Origin of the sequence: Streptomyces sp. NPDC058751, assembly GCF_042746485.1 — a bacterium.
Lineage (GTDB): Bacteria > Actinomycetota > Actinomycetes > Streptomycetales > Streptomycetaceae > Streptomyces.
Window position 1 is genome coordinate 102480 of record NZ_JBHYPZ010000030.1, and the last position, 17417, is coordinate 119896.

The following is a 17417-nucleotide window of genomic DNA, read 5'->3' on the forward strand; positions in this document are numbered from 1 at the left end:
CTCAGTGGTAGTCCCCGAGGCCGGTTTCCTCGTGGCTGATCTCGGGACTGCTGCCGCCGGCCGCCCGGTCCTTGATCTTGAGGTTCAGCGTCAGCTTGTGCGTCCGGGCGGAGGCCGTCGTCCGGTGCAGGTCGCCCTCGGCCACGCCGAACCGGAGCTTTCCGCCGTACCTGTCGTCCTTGCGCAGCTCCAGCAGCAGTTCCAGCTGCGCCCCCTCGATCTCGAAACGGAACTGCTCGCCGACGCTGTTGTCCTGCGCGGCGTACAGCTCCGTGCGCAGCTCCTCGATCGCCGCGGCCAGTCCCATCTCCGTCGTGCCCGACATCCCCGCCGCCCCCAGCCTCGCCACCGGTCCCGGACCGTCCGGACCCGAAGGGCCAGCAGTCTGCCAACTGTCCTCCGATTCGCCAAAACGCCTGAAACGGCAGTGGTGTTACGAAACGCTGAAAGGTTGGCGGACCGCTGCGGGTCTCCCGTCACCCGAACTCGGCCGCGTGGTCGGCGGCCCACCTCTCGAAGGTGCCGGCCGGTCGGCCGGTGAGGCGCTCCACGTGGTCGGTGGTGCGGTCCGACTCCGGCCGGTGGACCGAGGCGGCCAGCAGCGCCTCCACCAGTCGCTCGGGGCGGCCGTCCGCGAGCATCCGTGACCTGGCGAGACCGGCGGGAAGGGAGCGGAATCTCAGAGGGCGCCGGAGTGCGGCACCGAGCCGGGCGACCTGGCCGGCCCGGTCGAGGACCTCGGGTCCGGTCAACACGTACGGGCCGGGGGCGAGTCGGTCGCGGCAGGGCGCGAGCAGTACGGATACCGCCGCGTCGGCGACATCGCGTTCGTCGACGACAGCCGTGCGCGCGACGTCCGGGCCCTCGATGACATCACCCGCCCGCAACTGTGCCGCCCATCCACGTGTGTTGGAGGCCAGTGTGTCGCTGCGCAGCACCACGGGACGCAGCCCGGCGTCACGCAGCAGGAGTTCCATGTCGGCGTGCACCTGGACGATGGGATCGCTCTGGCGGGCGGCTTCGTCGTCCATGGCCGTCGAGGACGTGTAGACGACCCGGGGCGCCGCCGCGGCGAGTTCCGCGATCAGGTCGTGAGCGGGGGCGGAATCGAGCAGGGGCCAGATGAGAAGGACGGCGTCGACGCCCAGGAGCGCCGAGCGGAACGTCGTGGGGTCCGTGAGGTCGCCGACCACCGACTCGGCTGTGGAGTGGGGTCCGGTCGGACGGCGCACGAGGCGGCGCACGCGTGCGCCGCGTGCCCGGAGGCGGTCGACGGCCTCCCGGCCGAGGTTGCCGGCCGCGCCGGTGACCAGAACCGACGGACGGTGACGGGTGCCCAGGGGGCGGTGGGTGTCAGGCATGATCGGGACGCTAAGGGTTCAGGTCGACGTGAAGGCAAGGCGTACGGATGCGGACGATCGGCGAAGCGGCGGCGGGACTCGGCATCGAGGCCCACGTGTTGCGGCACTGGGAGGAGGTGGGGGCGCTCACCGTGCGCCGTGACGGCAACGGCTACCGCGTCTATGACGACGGGGCTCTGGAGCAGGCGCGTACCGTGCTGAAACTGCGGCGCGTCGGGCTGTCGCTGCCGGAGGTCGTCGCCGCCACGGCACCGAAGAAGCAGGAGGCGCAGGCGGTCGTGAGGGCGAAGATCGACGCACTCGAGAGCGAGGTCGCCCGTACCCGGCAGGCCATCACCTTCCTGCGGCACACGGTCGAGTGCCGGCACCGGTATCTCGAGGACTGTCCGGACTGCGCGCACTTCGTCCGCGACGCCTGAACCGGCCTCCCTGCGTCGAGTTCCCTTGTCCGCAGGCGGGTTCGGCCTTCGCCGCCGTGATCCCGCGCGCCCCCGCCGGCCCGGCGGGGGTGACGGCGTCGGGCGTGCTCAGTGGGCGACCGGCGGAGCCACGCACCCCGTCTCGGGGTAGGGACCGGTCACCTCCGTCCAGACCCGGTCCGCGCCCACCGTCCCGGAGACGCACGCGGTGCTCCCGATGCTGATGCCGTACATCGTGCCCGGCACCTTCTCGGCGTGGTCCACCTCCCAGCGCGACCACGGCGGCTGGACCCGCAGGTCGGCGGGAGCGAAGCCGAGGGCGGCGAGGGCGGGGCGTACGGCGTCGGGGCCGATCCGACCCCGGGCGCGGAGCTTCTCCAGTACGGGCCGGACCCTCGCGGCCTGTTTCCCGGCGGCCGCCCGGTCCGCCGCCGTCATCTCACCGGGCCGGCGGCCGACGTTGTTCTCCGCGTTGTGCGGCGCGCTGTCCCCGCGGTCCGGCTCGGCGTACGGACTGGCGGGCGGGGAGGAGGCGGGAGTGGAGGCGGAGGCGGGAGAGGAGCTGGCGGAGGCGGAAGAGGAGCCGGCGGAGGCGCCGGGCCCCTGTGCGGCCGGGCGGTCGGTGCCGCAGCCGGCGAGGGTGCCGGCCGCGGCCAGGACCGTCGCGGCCGTCGCGGCCAGAAGGCGGTTGCGGGAGGACATGCCGTCCAGGGTGTCAGAGGGGACGCCGGGACGCCTGAGTACGCGCGCTCATCACGAACAAGCCATCACGGCCGAGGAGTTGAAGGGGACCGGCCGAAGAGCGGCCGGTGCCACGCTGCTCGCGCCTCCCCTCCCCCCGGCACGGCGGACGGCACCCGGACGGTGAGGGACGGGCGTCACGCGCGAAGCGAGGAGGACTTCGGCGGCGCCGCCGGTGACGACGGGCGCCCCCGCGCACCCTCCCGCACCGCGTGCCCGCCCGGCCTGAACCCGGAGGCGCCGCCCCCAGGGACAGGAAGGGCAGGGGCGGAGGAGACGCGACCCTGCGGGAGCCGGATCAGGTCGTGTACTCCGAGTTGAGGCGGACATAGCCCTCGGTGAGGTCGCAGCCGTACACGGTGAACTCCCCGTCGGCGATCCCGAGGTCGATCCCGATGACCACCTCGTCGCCCTTCAGGTGCTCGGCCACGGCGGCCCGTACGACGTCCTCCTCGGCCGCGTCGGCGGACCGCGTGGGGTACACCTCCGTGTCCCCGAAGCGGATGCGCACGGCCTCCTGGTCGATGTCCGTGTCGTCGGAGCACTTGCCGACGGCCATCGCGACCCTCCCCCAGTTGGGGTCGCTGCCGTGCACGGCGGTCTTCACCAGCGGCGAGTTGACGACGGTCTTGCCGACCCGCTTGGCCTGGGCCGTGTCCCGGGCCCCGGTCACCCGGACCTCGATGAGCTTGCTCGCCCCCTCGCCGTCGCTCGCGATCTCCTTGACGAGCGCGAGCGCGACCTCGTACAGGACCTGTTCGAACTCCGCGGGGTCGACCTCGCCGGCCAGCCCGTTGGCGAACAGGACCGCGGTGTCGCTGGTGGAGGTGTCGGTGTCGATGCTCACGGCGTTGAACGTGCGGTCCATGACCCGGCGGAAGATCCGGTCCTGCTCGTCCGGGGCGAGGCGGGCGTCGGTGGCGAAGAAGGTCAGCAGGGTCGCCATGTCCGGCTCCAGCATGCCGACCCCCTTGGCGATGCCGACGAGGGTCGCGCCGCCGCAGCGGAGGCTGACCTTCTTGGGCCGGGTGTCGGTGGTCATGATGGCGCGGGCCGCCCGGTCGAAGCCGCCCTCGGGGAAGGGCCGGGCCAGCGACTCCAGGTGCTCGCGGATCTGCGGCATGGGGTACTGGCGCCCGATCACCCCCGTGGAGGCGACCAGGAGCTCCTCCTCGGGCACGCCCAGGGTGCCGGCCACCGAGGCGCGGATCTCGTGGGCGTTGGCCTCGCCCTCCGGCCCGGTCGCGACGTTCGCGTTGCGGGCGAGCACCACGACCCCCCGCGCCCGGCCGTCGGCGACCGCCTCACGGCTCAGCAGCACACTCGGCCCGGCGAACCTGGAGCGGGTGAACACTCCGCTGACCTGGGCCGCAGCGGTGGAGAACAGCACGGTGAAGTCGTCCCGGCCGTCGTCGGCCAGGCCGACGGGCGCGGTGTGCACGACGAAACCCCGGGGTTCCGGCGAGTCCGGGGCGGGCTCCGCGGGGGCCAGGGGGGTCGTCGTGGTGGAGTCGGACATGGTCATCGTCTCCCGTCTGCGTCAACATCGATCGCAACGCTTCTGCGTATTCACGCATCGTGCCCTCGATGGCTCGTTCATCGCCGGAGGGCTGACCGTCGCGGTCCGGAGCGGGCTCGTGGGTCCGGATACGGGCCGACGAACCGTGGGGCGGTGTCCGGGCGCGCCGCCCGGAGCACCGGCGGCTCATCCGTCGAAGTCGCCCCAGGGGATGCCGAGCCGCCCCAGCGGCCGGAGAACGCTGCGGTGTACCGCGCCGACCCACACCGAGGTGTTCCCGTGCCACTGGTCCGTCGTCCCGGCGATCAGGCCGGGCGCGACGTGGAAGCGTGTGGAGTCGTTCGGCCAGCGCCAGGGCTCCCACGGCACCGGAGTCAGCGCGGCCGTCAGCGTGTCGACGTGCTCGGCGGCCAGATCGGAGCGCACGGCCTTGTACGGGGCGTTCATCATGGCCTCGTACACGGCGAACTGGAGCAGGAAGCCGCTCAACGGCTGGTGCTCCCGGCGCGGTTCGCACCCGTCCTGATCGATCCACACCTCGGGGTCGGGGTGCGAGGGATCGAACAGCCAGGTGAACCCGCCCTGGTTCTCGTCCCCGAAGGCGACCAGCCCGTCGCACCGCTCCCGCCACGCGTGGGGAGGCCGCAGGCGGTTCTGGACGCCGAGCAGCGCGGGCCGGTGCCGCGCCAGCCGGTAGAAGGCGGCGAGGGGTCCGGGAACGTCCCGTGCGGCCGCGTCGAACCCGCCGAGGTCCTGGTGGGTCTCGGGGAACCAGTCCCCGACGAACCGCTCCAGCGCCCCGAGCGGGTCGGCGGTCATACGGGTGAGCCAGTCCAGGGCCGGCAACGTCCCGGGTTCGGCGGGCGGCCTGACCCGGTCCAGGAGTTCCGGGGTCAGCTCCGGCTCCACCGTCAGGGCCGCGTAGGTCAGGCACCCGTCCTCGTACCCGGCCTGCCTCGGCGTGCCGACCCCCAGGTACACGCAGCCTTCCGGCAGTCGGGTCAGCAGGTGGACCGGCCGCGCGTCCCGGCGCTGGTTCCAGCTCCATTCGGGAGAGTCCGGGGGGTGCCCGAACAGGCGGACGCCGACTTCGTCGACGAACGGTCCGTGGAGGTGGAACCGGCGGCTGTTCCACACACCGCTCACGTCGAGCCCGTCCCGCGGGTCCGCGATGATCACCGTCGCGGCGTCGCCGAGCAGGACGGAGGCACCGTCGGTCTCACAGCCGACGACGTCGCCGCCGGCCAGGAGGCGTATCGCGGCGTCCTCGGTGAGAAGGTCGTTCGGGCTCACGGGCACGCGACGGACCCTACCGCCGTCGCGGTTCTCCCGGCCGACCGGACCGGCGTCCGGGATCCGGGCTCGCGGCGCCCTCCCGTCCGGCGGGCCCGGGAAGGGGCGTGGTCAGATGCCCAGGACGCTCCTGATGGTGCGGACGACGCCGTCCTCGGTGTGCGCGGGGGCCATGTGGCGGGCACGGAGGACGACGTCGGGGTGGGCGTTGGCCATCGCGTACGACCAGTCGGCGGCGTCGAGCATGCCGAGGTCGTTCAGATAGTCCCCGAACACCATCGTCTGGGCCGGACCGATGTTCAGCCGCTCCTGGAGCCTGCGCACGGCGACCCCCTTGTCGGTGCCGCGGTTCATGACGTCGACCCAGTGTTCGCCGGAGACGACCACCTGGTGGGTGTGGGCGAAGGACGCCAGGGCGGGCGCCGTACGGCGCTCGACCGGTCCGAAGTCGAAGACCGCCACCTTGACGATCTCGTCGTCCACCGCGGTGACGTCGTCGACCATGCGGTGCGCGTGGTAGTACCGGGCCACCTCGTCGAGGAACGGCCGGTCGTCGCGTTCGGTGTAGGCCGCGTGCTTGCCGCACAGGACGACGCCCGCGTCCACGCCCTCGTCCACCAGCTGCCGGACGGACTTGACCAGGCGGTCGGTCACGGCGGGGTCGAGCGGGTCCGAGGAGATCTCCGCGCCGTCGCGGACGACGAAGGCGCCGTTCTCCGCGATGTAGACCATGCCGTCGTCCTCGCCGGCGAACAGGTGCGCCAGCGTCGCGTACTGACGTCCGCTGGCGGGACTGAAGACGACGCCCCGGCTGCGCAGGTCGGCGAGCAGGGGCCACAGTCCTTGCGGGACGCGTCCCTCGGCGTCCAGCAGGGTGCCGTCCATGTCGGTGACGACGAGCCGGATGTCGGGACGGTGGGAGGAGGCGGCGGGGGCGGAGAAGGAGGCGGGGGCGGTTCGCGTGGTCATCATGTTCCGGGTGGGTCGGGGTGGAAAGGGGCTGGGGAGGGTCACCACTGCGTGGCGGGGTGGGCGGTGCGGACGATCAGGGAACCGAGCTCCTCGACCGCGCGGGCGCGCGCTCCGGTCAGCTCGGACAGGGTCAGGGCCGCGGCGCTGACCGGGACGGGCCGTGGCGAGCGGGCGAGGTGTTCCCCGATCGCGCCGATCAGGCGGGGGTGGGAGCCCCAGGCTCCGCCCACGACGGCCGTCCGGGGGTCCGCGAAGGAGAGGGCCGCGGACAGGACACCGCCGATGGCCCGGGCGAGCGCGACGCGCACCCGCTCGGCGTCCGCGTCGGGGGCTTCCAGGATCTCCAGCAGTTTCGGCACGTCGACGGCGGTGGAGGAGGGCCGGCGCAGGTCGAGCGCGGCGAACACCTCGGTGAAGGCCATGGCCCGTCCGTCCGGTCCCGCGGTGTACAGGTGCGCGATCTCCCCGACGAGACCGCTGTGTCCGCGGCGCACGACGCCGTCGTTCACCACGGCGCAGCCGAGTCCTTCCCCGAGGTGGAGGTAGACGAAGTCGTCGACGCCCTGCACGCAGCCGCGCTCGTACTCCGCGCGGGCGGCCCAGTTCACGTCGTTGTCCACCAGGACCGGACCGGTCACCGTGCCGGCCAGGACGGCGGGCGGATCGAGTGCGCCCACCAGGAACGGGGCGTCCGGCAGGTGCACCAGCCGACCGGTGGCCCGGTCGACGGGGTCGGCGGCACTCACGACCGCCAGCCGCAGCGGACCGTCGGCCCCGTCGGCGAGCCGCACGGCTGCCGCGCCGAGTGCCTCGGCGGCGGCTTCCTGGCCCGCGTCGGCGTGCAGCGCGGTGCGGACCTCCCCGCGGACGCGCCCGAGGGCGTCCACGGCCTCGGCGACGACGCCGTTCGGCGTGATGCTCGCCACCAGGGCGGTGCCGAGGTGCGGGGCCAGGGCGTAGTAGGAGCCGACGCGGCCGCGCCCGGTGGTGCGCTCGCCGGTGTCGACGACCAGCCGTGCCCGCTCGAGGCGCTGGACGCTCTCGGAGACGGTCGGCTTGGAGATGCCGGTCCTGGTGGCGATCTCGGCCCGGGTGAGCCGGTCGTGGGCCATCAGGACGCGCAGCACGTTCTCGTCCGTCAGGCCGCGCAGCAGCTCCAGGGACGGTTTCGGCGCGGTCATGCGGCCATTCTAGTAAGGACTCTTGCCTAAACGTGCACGGGGGCCTACGTTGATCTAGTAAGGAGTCCTGACTAAAGGAGCTGAGATGACGCTCGCCACCGAGCAGCGCCCCGCGCCCCCACTGCCGCACTGGAACGAGACCCCCGACGACATCGCCGCGGCCGTCCGTGAGATCAAGTCCGCCCTGCGCGCCCGCATCGAAGCCCGTGGCCGCACCGTGGAGCAGGTGTTCGCCGCCGTCGAACGGCGCGTCGAGGCGCGCATCGCGGAGATCGAGGCCGACCGCGAGCGCGGTGAGGAGATCTGGCCCGTCCTGGACTTCGACGCCATCGCCGCCGGCACCGTCACTCCGGCGCAGACGGCGAAGCTCAAGGAGCGCGGCTGTCTCGTCGTGCGGGGACACTTCCCGCGCGAACGGGCGCTGGCCTGGGACCGGGACATCGTCGACTACGTCGAGCGCAACAGGTTCTTCGAGACCTACACGGGCCCCGGTGACGACTTCTTCGGCAGTGTCGGCTCCAAGCCCGAGATCTACCCCGTCTACTGGTCGCAGGCCCAGATGCAGGCCCGCCAGTCCGACCGGATGGCCACGGTCCAGTCCTTCCTGAACTCGTTCTGGAAGCACACCGGCGACGACGGCACCCGGTGGTTCGACCCCGACCGCGACGCCCTGTACCCCGACCGCATCAGGCGCCGCCCGCCGGGCACGGACTCCTCCGGCCTGGGCACCCACTGCGACCCCGGCACCCTGGACCTGTGGATGACCGAGGAGTACCAGAAGGCGTTCCGCCACCTCTTCGACGGAGACGTCGAGCGGTACGACCCCTGGGACGCCGCCCACCGCACCGACGGACCCCAGTACCCCGGCTCCACCATGTGCTCCGCGTTCCGCACCTTCCAGGGCTGGACGGCCCTGTCCGACATGGACGCCGACCAGGGCGTCCTGCACACCGTCCCGATCCCCGAGGTGATGGCCTACCTCCTGCTGCGCCCCCTGCTGCCGGACGTCCCCGAGGACTCCATGTGCGGCGTACGGCCCAACCAGGTCTTCCCCGTCACCAAGCGCTGGCACCCGGTCCTGTACCGGGCCCTGACACCGATCCCCGACGTCAAGGCCGGTGACTCCGTGTGGTGGCACTGCGACATGATCCACAGCGTCGCGCCCGTCGAGGACCAGCGGGGCTGGGGCAACGTCATGTACATCCCCGCCGCGCCCTGGTGCCCCCGCAACGAGAGGTACGCGGCCGACGTGAGGGAGGCGTTCGCCACCGGCTCCAGCCCGGGCGACTTCCCCGAGGAACACTACGAGCGTTCCTGGAACGGCCGGTTCACCCCCGGCCAGCTCAACGAGACCGGCCGCCGGGGTCTCGGCCTGCCTCTGGAACGGTGACCGGCAGGCCTACGCGGGGGCGGCCCGGCGAGGTCTTCCGTGAACCCGCGGCCGGTCCGGGCTCTCGTCCCGGCCGACGGGCCTACACCGCGGTCAGGAGGTGGTCCGTGGGACCGTAGTCGATCTTCCAGTCGGTCCCGACCCCGCAGGAACCGTCCTCGACGCACCGCAGGCCCACGGTCACCCACCGGACCGATCCGTCGTCGCCGAGCGAGAAGGCGACCGCGGCCTCGAACTCCTCGCTCCCGCACGGGCAGTCGATCGCACAGGGCTCGTCGTCCTCCCAGGACTCCTCGTTCCAGTACTCCTCGCTGTCCGCGATGAACGCGCGGCCGCGGCAGCCGGAGCACTCGCGTTCCGCCGCGGACGCGTTGACCAGCACGGAGAACGTCCGGCCGCCGCATCCGCCGCAGACACAGGCAACGATCCTCACCGGACGGTCGTCGGCCGCACCCCGCAGGAAGGCCGCGAGCTCGGCGTGGACACCTTCACCAACCTGGTCGTCAGCATGCACGGACGCATCTTTCCAGACGCCCGGAACCCCCGTCCGTACGACCCGGCCGGAGACGGCCCCGTGGGGGAGCCGTCTCCGGTGGTCCGCGCGGTCAGCAGGGGAAGGTGCCGCTGTAGAGGGCGTGTCCGTAGGAGGAGCTTCCGGAGCCGAAGCCGTGGACGCCGTCGTCGCTCCAGACCGCTTCGCGGAAGCCGCCCACGCAGGTAGAGGCCGGTGCGAGCGCGAAGCCCTCCAGGTTGTCGGCCGGCATGACGGCCGGGTTCGTGTAGGTCACGTCCGGCACGATCGCGCCGGAGGAGTTGACCTTCATGAAGGTGTGGGTCTCACCGCAGGTGTTGTCGCAGGTCGCGACGAGGCGCTGGGTGCCGGCGTCGTACGTCACGTCCATCACCGAGGCCTTGCCGGTCGCGATCGTGCCGAACGTGGTGAACGTGCCGTCGGAGTTCAGACCGTAGACGCGCAGCGAGCCGTCGTACTCCAGACCGGCGAAGAACAGGCCCGACCCGTGCAGCGGGTAGTCCGCCGGGTCGTAGGCGGCGCCGGTGAGCGGGTCGGTCCAGCCGTTCGCGGTCAGCCAGCTGTCCGGCACGTGGCCGACGCCCTCGAAGCCGAGGTTGGCGTCGTCCTTGTCACCGGTGTCGAGCTGCGGGAACTGCGAGGTCATGTCCCACTGGTGGACCGGCGTCAGCGTCGATCCGGTCGCGGCCGGGTCGAACTCCAGGATCGTGTCCTTGGGCCTCGTGTTGTTCGTGTTGTCGCGCTCGGAGGTCACGTAGACGTGGCCGTTGCCGCCGACCGTCAGGCCCTCGGCGTCCGGCTCACCGGAGCCGCCCGCGAAGCGGATCTGCTTGCCGGTCGCGCTCCAGGTCGTGTCCGGGATCCACTTGCCGTTGCTCTTGACCAGCTTGTACAGCCAGTTCTTGTTCTTGACGGCCCACAGCGCGGACGGGTTCGCCGGGTCGAACGCCAGGCCGCTCACGTCCCGGCCCTCGGGTCCGGTGGACGTGGTGAACGCGCAGACGTCGTCCACGATCGTGACGTCCGGTCCGCCCGGCCACGCCGAGGTGCCCGCCGGAGTGGAACCCGAACCGGAGGGCGCCTCGGGCGTACAGCCGCTGGTGAGCGAGCCGCCGCCGCCCAGCAACCGGCCGGTCTGCGAGCCCCCGCCGCCGACGCCGCCCGAGCAGGAGTTGGCGCCGCCGAGCGTGGCGGTCGCGGCGGTCCGGAACCAGCCCGTGCCGTCGGCGCAGCGCTCGTCCGACGGCTTGGCGGCACCGGTCGTCCAGGTCACCGAGTCGACCGTGTTGCCGCTGCCGTCGACGAGGAAGACCGAGTCGTTGTCGCCGAGGCCGATGGTGGAGTCGAACGTGACGTAGCCGCCCGCGGGAATGCTGCTCGCGCTCGGCGAGGAGGACGAGACCGTCGCCGCGGAGTGGGCGGTGTCGTTGTCGACGTACTTCCACGATCCGACGCTGACCGCGCTCGTTCCGCCGTTGTACAGCTCGACGGTGTCGGAGCCGTCCGAGGTGACCTCGTTGATCCGCACCCGGCTCGCCGCCGGGATCGACGACGGGCAGCCCGAGGCGTTCGCGGCGCCGAACGTGGCCGCGGAGGCCGCGGTCACCCACGCCCCCGTGCCGTCGCCGCCGCAACGCGCCATCGCGGGCTTCGCCTTGCCGGTCGCCCACTCGACACGGTCGACCACCGTGCCGCCGGACGTGTAGATCACCAGCTTGTCCGCGTCACCGAGCCCCTTGGGCGAGTTGAAGGTGACGGAGCCGCCGGCCGGGATCGCGGTGGAGGAGGGGGTGAACGACTGCGGCGAGAAGCTGTCGTCGGACATCTTCCAGCCGCTGACGCTCACCGCGGTCGAGCCGGTGTTGTAGAGCTCCACCGTGTCGTTGCCCGACGAGGTGACTTCGTTGATCCGGACGTTCTGATAGCCGACGGGGTCCGCGGCGGCCGCGGGCTGGGCGGCCAGCATCCCGGTGGCGAGCAGTCCTGAAAGCGTCAGAGCCACGGCGCGCGAAGAGGCGGCGCCGGCACGCGAGTGTGAGGTAGGCACGAGGGGGAACTCTGCTGAGATGATCTTGAAACGGCGTGTACTCCGAGTGAACGCCTCCTGCTGGCCACGGGAACGTCAGACGTGCGGCGCCGCACCACCCCGTGGCGGCGCCGCCGGGAGCGGCCGCGAACGCGGTGCCGCGGCCTCGAGCAGGCACTCGTGGTCGTCCGCGCCGATCAGCCCGTCCGGAAGGCTTTCGTCCGCCAGCAGCGCGCGCAGTTCGGAGGCGTGTGCCGCGAAGGCGGCCCTGCACCGTTCGCGTTCCGGGTGGTCGCGGTCGTCACCGAGCAGCAGCACCTGGCGTTCGTCGTCCGGGTCGACGGGCCGGGACAGCTCTGCCGCGACGACCAGGAGGTCGACCAGGCCGGAGCGCACCGTGATGTCGGGCAGGGCCGCCAGGCGGATCAGGAAGGGCAGGGCGGCCGGCATGGCGGCGCTCACGTGAAAGACGCTGTTCATCAGGACGTTGTCCAGCACGAGCAGGGCTTCGGGGGCGGCCGCCCGATCGAGGAGAGCACGGAGGAGGACCGGCGTCCCGGCAGGACAGCCGGGTATCCGCGACCAGGGGACATCGGCACAGCCCAGCAGCGCGGGGTGGTCGCGTTCGGCCCGCTCCAGCCGCGGATACGCGCGGAGGAACCCGGCGACGGCAGCCTCCTTGGCCGTCGCGTCGATGACACACATTCCGCTGCTCCTGGGTCTTCTCGCACGGGCGACCGCGGGGTCAGGCCTCGTGCGTCCGCCCGGCGCCGCGACCGCTGGTGGCCGGCCGAGGGACCCTAGAGTAGTGGCCGTGACCGAAGCAGCGGCTGTGACCGAGACCACCGACATCACTCTCGCGGACATCGATCGCCTGCTCGGCGAGATCCGACGCTCCGTCACGCGCGTCGAGGCCGGCTTGGAATCACTGACCCTCCCTCAGGCTCGTGGCGCGTCGGCACTGCCCGGCTGGAGCCGCGGCCACGTCATCACCCATCTCGCCCGCGGCGCCGACGTCTACCGGTGGCTGCTGACCCTGGCCCGCACCGGCAGGGAGCCCGGGCCGCGGGCGGACACCACCGCCCTGGACCGCGCGCTGCGCGAAGGCGCCGAGCGCTCCGCCGACGAGCTCGTCACCGACCTGAGCGGCAGCTTCGCCCGACTGCTCGACGAGGCGGAGGCCATGCCCGCCGAACGCTGGTCCGTCCTGGTCACCGCACTGGTGGGGTGGCGGCACCCCGCCTGGTTCACCCTGCAACGCTGCCGGCGCGAACTGGAGACGCACCACGTCGACCTGGACCTGGGCTACACCGCGGCCGACTGGCCTTCCGACTACGTCGCGTGGGCGCTCGACGACACCGTCGCCGCGCTCACCGCACACGGCTTCCCGGTCGCCCGCGTCCGGGCCACCGACCTCGACCGCGCCTGGACCCTGGCCCCGACGGGTCCCACCGTCACGGGCACGGGTCACTCCGTCCTCGCCTGGCTCGCGGGACGCGGCACGGACACGCGGCTCCGGTCGGACGCTCCGCTGCCGCCCCCGCCCCGGTGGCCGCTCCCCCCGGCACCGGGCTGGACCTGAGCACTACCGGAACCGCGACCGGTCCCCTCGTACGGCGGACCCGAGGACCGGCAGAACCCGGCGCCAGCCCACGGAACCCGACGCGCCGAACGCCTCGTCCTGAAAGGCGAGATCAAGAGCGGAGGCGTACGGATGGAAAGTCATGGGTGAGCCGGACACCGGTGCGGCGGTGAAGAGGGCGGCTCTCCGGGCAGCGCTCGGGGCGGCGAGGTGGTGGCCAGCGAGCGGGCGCGCACGTGACCGCTCGCCCTGGACACGGGGACGGCTGCTCGCCGCCTCGGCGGTGCTGACCGCAGTGCTGACGACGTTCCACCGACTGGTCCCGAACACCCCCGGACACCTGGGCAGCCTGCTGGAATCGTTCCTGCCCTGGTCCGGCCTGCTGGTCGTGCCGCTGCTCGGCATGGCGCTGCTGCGCCGCTCCGCGCTCGCGCTCGTGGCCCTCTTCCTGCCGGTGGCGGCCTGGACGTACCGGTTCGGCGGGTTGCTGCTGCCCGAGGCGGAGCCCGGCACGCACGACCTGGTCGTCGTGCAGCACAACGCCGGCGACGAGAATCCCGACCCCGCGGGCACGGCCCGCTCGCTGGCCGCTGCCGAGCCCGACCTCATCGCCCTGGAGGAGCTGTTGCCCGCAGCGCTGCCGGTCTACGAGAGAACGCTCGCCCCGCGCTATCCGTACCACGCGGTGAGGGGCACCGTCGGACTCTGGTCGAAGCACCCGCTCACCGACGTCCGGAAGGCGCACATCAAACCCGCCGGGATCACGGAGCCCTGGAGCCGGGGCCTGCGGGGCGTGGTCCACGCCCGGGACCGCGAGATCGCCGTCTACGTCGCGCACCTGCCCTCGGTCCGCGTCCACGCGACCGGCCTCGCCTCCGCCCGGCGCGACGAGAGCGCCCGTCTGCTGGGCAGGGCCGTCGCCGCCGAGAAGCTGCCCACGGTGATACTCCTCGGCGACCTCAACAGCACGGTCGACGACCGCGGGCTGACCCCGCTGTCCTCACGGATGAACGTGCCGGCACGGGGATTCGCCTTCACCTTCCCCGCCGCTTTCCCGCTGGCCCGGATCGACCAGGTCATGGCGCGCTCGGCGACCGTCGGCCACCTTCGCCCCCTGCCCCGTACCGGCAGCGACCACCTCCCGGTCATCGCCCGGATCACCCTGGACTGAGCACGCCCCGGCCCCTGCCGTGCCGACGGACGCACGGCCGTCAGACGCGGAAGTACAGGGTGCGTTTCAGGAGGTCGAGCGACGACTGCGCCCAGGCGAGGACGTTCAAGGTCGAGTCCAGGTTGGCGGGCGGCTGGTTGACGAGGGTGTCGCGGCGGACGAGCCTTCCGAAGTCGACCGTGACCGGGGCTGTCCGTACGCTGCCGTCGGGGTGGCGGAACTCCACGCCCGCGGTGAGCATGACGTTGATCAGTTCCTGGGCGAGGATCCCGTAGGCGACGGTGGTGGGGTGGATGCCGTCGAGCGAAAACAGTCCGCCCTCGGCGCGTCTCGTGCCGTCGCTGGCGAGGAAACGGGAGCTCAACTTCGGCGTGAGGGCGTCCAGTTGCGGGGGAAGCTGGTAGGGCCGCCACCACGCCGGCCGGGCCGTCACGTCTTCGATGTAACGGCGTGACGCGAGTCGGTCGAGCAGGCCGGCCGTGTCCATCAGGTACCAGTCCGCCCCGCCCCTCCGCGCTGTTCTCACGTGGTCGGTGATGGCCTCGTTGTAGAGGTCGATGGCCCGGTCGACGTCTTCCGCCTGCTGCCCCGTCAGATGGGGGTGGAGGACGGGGCTGAAGGTGCGGTCGTCGAGCCAGGGCCGGGTGTAGTAGGGGAAGTACCTGGATCCTGTGGCGGTCTTGCCGGCGATGCCCCGGGCGAGCGGCGCGATCGTGACGTGCGGGACGGTGCACCAGATGACGTGGCGGGCCGCGATCTGCCCCACGCGGGCGGTGACCTGCCCCAGCTCGGCCCTGAAGTGGGCGGGGTCCCAGACCGTGTAGTCCTTCTTGCGCCGCAGGTCGTCGTACCCCTCACCGCTCCACTTCACTTCGAGCTGGGTCACCGTCTGCAGGGCGTTGTTGGCGCCGAGGAAGACGATCAGGGTCTCGATCCCGTGGTCCCCTCCCCCGGTCCGGTCCTCGCCGAGGCGACGGGCCGCCTCCAGCAGCGTCATGGTTCCGTCCGCGTCGACGCTGCCGGAGGGCAGGACCCGCAGGGCCGCACGGTCACCGTTGTTCTCCACGCCCTGCCGCAGCAGGTTGTCGGTGGGTGTCGCGATGGCGTCCCGGCAGTTCTTGGCGGTCTTCTCGAGGACGTCGCGCAGATCCCAGCCGTACACGGAGAGGTTGTGGTTGATGGCGTCGATCTGCGGGACGACGCTGCCCGGCCCGCGCTCCCAGTAGTCCTCGACCTCGTCCATGAACCTGCGGGCGTGGAACAGGGCCAGCGGGACGTCCCACCAGTCCAGATCCTTGCCGAAGCGCTCCCGCAACTCCCTCAGGAACAGTTCGATGTTGAGGGGCAGTCCTCCGTACCCCGGGTACACGGGGAATCTGAAGCGGGGGCCCCATCCCAGTTCATGAGCGATGATCGCCGGGTAGGACAGGTCGGTGTTGAAGACCGCTCCGCTCTGGAACCCGTGCGTGAGCGAGTCGCCGATCGTCACGAGCCGATGGGGTGGCTCCCGCCCCTGGTCCGGGCGGTCGACCGGGACGCCCAGCGTGGGATCCGTCACCGGTTCGCGAGGTGGCAGGCCCCTGCCCGCCACGACTTCTTCAGGGGGGCGATCGCTCGTACGGTCGGCCATGGCGTTCTCCTCGGCCTGCTGTGGACCGGACTCTCCGCCGGCAGGGGTGGGTGCTCCGAGGATCGGGAGCTTTCGCACCAGGCGGCACGCAGGGGTGCGCCTGGGGGGTGGTATGCCTGAGCAATGGCGTGCCTGGGTCATGGGTGCCCGGTACGCCTGGACGAAAGGCGTCAGGCGAATCGCGCCGATAGCAGCAGTCTCCCTCCGGCCCCATGGGCGGGCAAACGCAGCGCGGGCTCGAACCGGGTGTCAGCCCGCGGCGGCGGTGAGCGCCGCGAGAGCGCTTGCCTGAGTGCGCCAGTCGGTCTGGTTGGGGAGGGTGCCGGCCCAGCGTTCGCCGAGGGCGTTGAGGGGGCTCCGGTCCCGGGCCCACAGCGTGTCCGCCTGCTTCTGCAGGTAGCTCCGGTAGGTGCTGGAACCGGTGGCCTTCGCGAGGTCGGCGAGGCGCCGCACGAAGATGCCCTTGAACTGTTTCCGGTTGTCGTCGCAGGACGCCTGGCCGATGTCGCAGGACTCGGTGAGCACTCCGTCGCGGGTCAGCGCCGGGCTGCCGACGGCGGCATCGGCGAGGGTCCGCGCGGTCGCGAGCAGCGAGGCGTCCCCGGTCGCCCTCCACAGTTCGGTGAAACCGCCGATGGCCAGCCCCTGGTTGTAACTCCACACGGTGCCGCCGTTGTTGGCGCAGGCGGCGGTCAGGCCGTCGTTCACCAGACCGGAGGAATTGATCATCCCGCTCGACCTGTACCAGGCGGCGGCAGTCCTGGCCCGCTGGAGCCATACCGTGTCACCCGCGACGCGCCGGTGCAGCGCGGCGGTCAGCCAGAGGTACTGGCCGTTCGTGACGGCGTTCTTGTAGGTGCGTTCCCGGTCCCACCACACGCCGCCCCCGCAGGTGCCGGGGTCCCAGTACCGCTGGACGTAGCCGGCGATGGTGACGGCCTCGTCGAGATAGCGGGAGTCGCCGGTGTGGTCGTACGCGTCGATCCAGGCGATGGCCCACCAGGCGGAGTCGTCGATGGAGCGGCTGATGAAGTGGCCCTCGATCGCGTCCGTACCGCGCGCGCCGGCGGCGAAGGCGCCCTTGTTCCGTTCGTAGGTGCGCGCGACGGCCCAGTCGTAGTCGTGCGTGCCGGTCGTCCTGGCGAAGCCGACGAGCGAGGTGAGGGTGGCGGCGGAGTTCCACCAACTGCCGGGCCACCAGCCGTCGTAGGGGTCGTACGAGGACATCAGCGCGTCCGCCGCGGCGCGTGCCCGGGTCGGCGCGGGCCTGGCCCACGCGGTGCAGCTGCCCTCCTGGTGGCCGGCCTCTCGGCCGCACGCGCGGACCGCGCCGCCGTAGAGGAGACCGCGCGGGTCGCGGGTGGCGTACATCGTCGTACGGGTGCCGGTGGCTCCCTGCGGGACGGCGGTGCGGCCGAGGGAGGAGCCGTCCGGCCAGGCCGAGCCGCCGTTCCAGGAGCGGTCCAGCCAGATCTCGTCGCCGCCGGCACCGGATTCGACGCTCGCGGGCCTTGACCCAAGGCCGGGTAGTTAGCGTTTTCGCAGGTCACGCAAGTGGGGCTGGTGACCATGGTGTTGCGGTGTAGAGGCCGGGGCCCAG

16 protein-coding genes are annotated in these 17417 nt (G+C 72.1%); 4 read left to right on the top strand and 12 right to left on the bottom strand.

The window, feature by feature from the left end:
• Position 1: 1 nt before the first annotated feature.
• Positions 2-325 (bottom strand): trypco2 family protein, encoded by a 324-nt coding sequence (locus tag ACFW6B_RS26375; protein WP_386599439.1) that lies wholly within the window; start codon positions 323-325, stop codon positions 2-4.
• Positions 326-476: 151 nt separating this feature from the next.
• Positions 477-1361, bottom strand: coding sequence for an NAD(P)H-binding protein (locus ACFW6B_RS26380; protein WP_386599441.1), 885 nt, complete (start codon positions 1359-1361; stop codon positions 477-479).
• 47 nt (positions 1362-1408) lie between these two features.
• Here ACFW6B_RS26380 and ACFW6B_RS26385 point away from each other — a divergent pair, with 47 nt between their 5' ends.
• Positions 1409-1780 (top strand): MerR family transcriptional regulator, encoded by a 372-nt coding sequence (locus tag ACFW6B_RS26385; protein ID WP_386599443.1) that lies wholly within the window; start codon positions 1409-1411, stop codon positions 1778-1780.
• A 108-nt stretch (positions 1781-1888) separates the two neighbouring features.
• Here the strand turns inward: ACFW6B_RS26385 and ACFW6B_RS26390 are convergent, their stop codons facing one another.
• The 5 genes from ACFW6B_RS26390 to ACFW6B_RS26410 form a co-directional block, all read right to left on the bottom strand.
• Complete coding sequence (locus ACFW6B_RS26390) at positions 1889-2482, bottom strand: hypothetical protein (protein WP_386599444.1); 594 nt, start codon at positions 2480-2482, stop codon at positions 1889-1891.
• Between the two features lie 337 nt (positions 2483-2819).
• Positions 2820-4040, bottom strand: a complete 1221-nt coding sequence (argJ, locus tag ACFW6B_RS26395) for a bifunctional glutamate N-acetyltransferase/amino-acid acetyltransferase ArgJ (RefSeq protein WP_386599446.1) — start codon at positions 4038-4040, stop codon at positions 2820-2822.
• Between the two features lie 186 nt (positions 4041-4226).
• Positions 4227-5339 carry a hypothetical protein gene (locus tag ACFW6B_RS26400; protein WP_386599448.1) on the bottom strand — a complete coding sequence of 371 codons (1113 nt, stop codon included), beginning with the start codon at positions 5337-5339 and terminating at the stop codon, positions 4227-4229.
• A gap of 105 nt (positions 5340-5444) precedes the next feature.
• Positions 5445-6302 (bottom strand): Cof-type HAD-IIB family hydrolase, encoded by an 858-nt coding sequence (locus tag ACFW6B_RS26405; RefSeq protein WP_386599473.1) that lies wholly within the window; start codon positions 6300-6302, stop codon positions 5445-5447.
• Positions 6303-6343: 41 nt separating this feature from the next.
• On the bottom strand, positions 6344-7486 hold the full coding sequence (locus tag ACFW6B_RS26410) for an ROK family protein (protein ID WP_386599450.1): 1143 nt from the start codon (positions 7484-7486) through the stop codon (positions 6344-6346).
• Between the two features lie 85 nt (positions 7487-7571).
• On the opposite strand from ACFW6B_RS26410, the gene ACFW6B_RS26415 reads away from it, so the two are divergent.
• Positions 7572-8876 carry a DUF1479 domain-containing protein gene (locus ACFW6B_RS26415; RefSeq protein WP_386599452.1) on the top strand — a complete coding sequence of 435 codons (1305 nt, stop codon included), beginning with the start codon at positions 7572-7574 and terminating at the stop codon, positions 8874-8876.
• An 82-nt stretch (positions 8877-8958) separates the two neighbouring features.
• On the opposite strand, the gene ACFW6B_RS26420 is transcribed toward ACFW6B_RS26415, so the two are convergent.
• From ACFW6B_RS26420 to ACFW6B_RS26430, 3 genes are all read right to left on the bottom strand, one after another.
• Positions 8959-9390 carry a hypothetical protein gene (locus tag ACFW6B_RS26420; protein ID WP_386599453.1) on the bottom strand — a complete coding sequence of 144 codons (432 nt, stop codon included), beginning with the start codon at positions 9388-9390 and terminating at the stop codon, positions 8959-8961.
• A 91-nt stretch (positions 9391-9481) separates the two neighbouring features.
• Complete coding sequence (locus ACFW6B_RS26425) at positions 9482-11410, bottom strand: lamin tail domain-containing protein (protein WP_386599455.1); 1929 nt, start codon at positions 11408-11410, stop codon at positions 9482-9484.
• 120 nt (positions 11411-11530) lie between these two features.
• Positions 11531-12139 (bottom strand): hypothetical protein, encoded by a 609-nt coding sequence (locus ACFW6B_RS26430; protein WP_386599457.1) that lies wholly within the window; start codon positions 12137-12139, stop codon positions 11531-11533.
• Positions 12140-12248: 109 nt separating this feature from the next.
• On the opposite strand from ACFW6B_RS26430, the gene ACFW6B_RS26435 reads away from it, so the two are divergent.
• Positions 12249-13016 carry a maleylpyruvate isomerase family mycothiol-dependent enzyme gene (locus ACFW6B_RS26435; RefSeq protein WP_386599459.1) on the top strand — a complete coding sequence of 256 codons (768 nt, stop codon included), beginning with the start codon at positions 12249-12251 and terminating at the stop codon, positions 13014-13016.
• 142 nt (positions 13017-13158) lie between these two features.
• Positions 13159-14187 (top strand): endonuclease/exonuclease/phosphatase family protein, encoded by a 1029-nt coding sequence (locus ACFW6B_RS26440; protein ID WP_386599461.1) that lies wholly within the window; start codon positions 13159-13161, stop codon positions 14185-14187.
• A gap of 40 nt (positions 14188-14227) precedes the next feature.
• Here ACFW6B_RS26440 and ACFW6B_RS26445 read toward each other — a convergent pair whose 3' ends face one another.
• Together ACFW6B_RS26445 and ACFW6B_RS26450 are read right to left on the bottom strand one after the other, a co-directional pair.
• A complete protein-coding gene (locus ACFW6B_RS26445; RefSeq protein ID WP_386599462.1) occupies positions 14228-15817 on the bottom strand; it encodes a hypothetical protein in 1590 nt (529 codons plus the stop codon).
• A gap of 249 nt (positions 15818-16066) precedes the next feature.
• The gene (locus ACFW6B_RS26450; RefSeq protein ID WP_386599465.1) at positions 16067-17188 is read right to left on the bottom strand and encodes a glycoside hydrolase family 76 protein; all 1122 of its coding nucleotides are present in this window, start codon (positions 17186-17188) and stop codon (positions 16067-16069) included.
• Positions 17189-17417 lie beyond the last annotated feature (229 nt).

What these genes read in the sequence shown, in the direction of transcription:
- ACFW6B_RS26375 (WP_386599439.1), bottom strand. Translation starts at nt 325, where the DNA reads ATGTCGGGCACGACGGAGATGGGACTGGCCGCGGCGATCGAGGAGCTG.
- ACFW6B_RS26380 (WP_386599441.1), bottom strand. Translation starts at nt 1,361, where the DNA reads ATGCCTGACACCCACCGCCCCCTGGGCACCCGTCACCGTCCGTCGGTT.
- ACFW6B_RS26385 (WP_386599443.1), top strand. Translation starts at nt 1,409, where the DNA reads ATGCGGACGATCGGCGAAGCGGCGGCGGGACTCGGCATCGAGGCCCAC.
- ACFW6B_RS26390 (WP_386599444.1), bottom strand. Translation starts at nt 2,482, where the DNA reads ATGTCCTCCCGCAACCGCCTTCTGGCCGCGACGGCCGCGACGGTCCTG.
- argJ (WP_386599446.1), bottom strand. Translation starts at nt 4,040, where the DNA reads ATGTCCGACTCCACCACGACGACCCCCCTGGCCCCCGCGGAGCCCGCC.
- ACFW6B_RS26405 (WP_386599473.1), bottom strand. Translation starts at nt 6,302, where the DNA reads ATGACCACGCGAACCGCCCCCGCCTCCTTCTCCGCCCCCGCCGCCTCC.
- ACFW6B_RS26410 (WP_386599450.1), bottom strand. Translation starts at nt 7,486, where the DNA reads ATGACCGCGCCGAAACCGTCCCTGGAGCTGCTGCGCGGCCTGACGGAC.
- ACFW6B_RS26415 (WP_386599452.1), top strand. Translation starts at nt 7,572, where the DNA reads ATGACGCTCGCCACCGAGCAGCGCCCCGCGCCCCCACTGCCGCACTGG.
- ACFW6B_RS26430 (WP_386599457.1), bottom strand. Translation starts at nt 12,139, where the DNA reads ATGTGTGTCATCGACGCGACGGCCAAGGAGGCTGCCGTCGCCGGGTTC.
- ACFW6B_RS26440 (WP_386599461.1), top strand. Translation starts at nt 13,159, where the DNA reads ATGGGTGAGCCGGACACCGGTGCGGCGGTGAAGAGGGCGGCTCTCCGG.
- ACFW6B_RS26445 (WP_386599462.1), bottom strand. Translation starts at nt 15,817, where the DNA reads ATGGCCGACCGTACGAGCGATCGCCCCCCTGAAGAAGTCGTGGCGGGC.
- ACFW6B_RS26450 (WP_386599465.1), bottom strand. Translation starts at nt 17,188, where the DNA reads ATGTACGCCACCCGCGACCCGCGCGGTCTCCTCTACGGCGGCGCGGTC.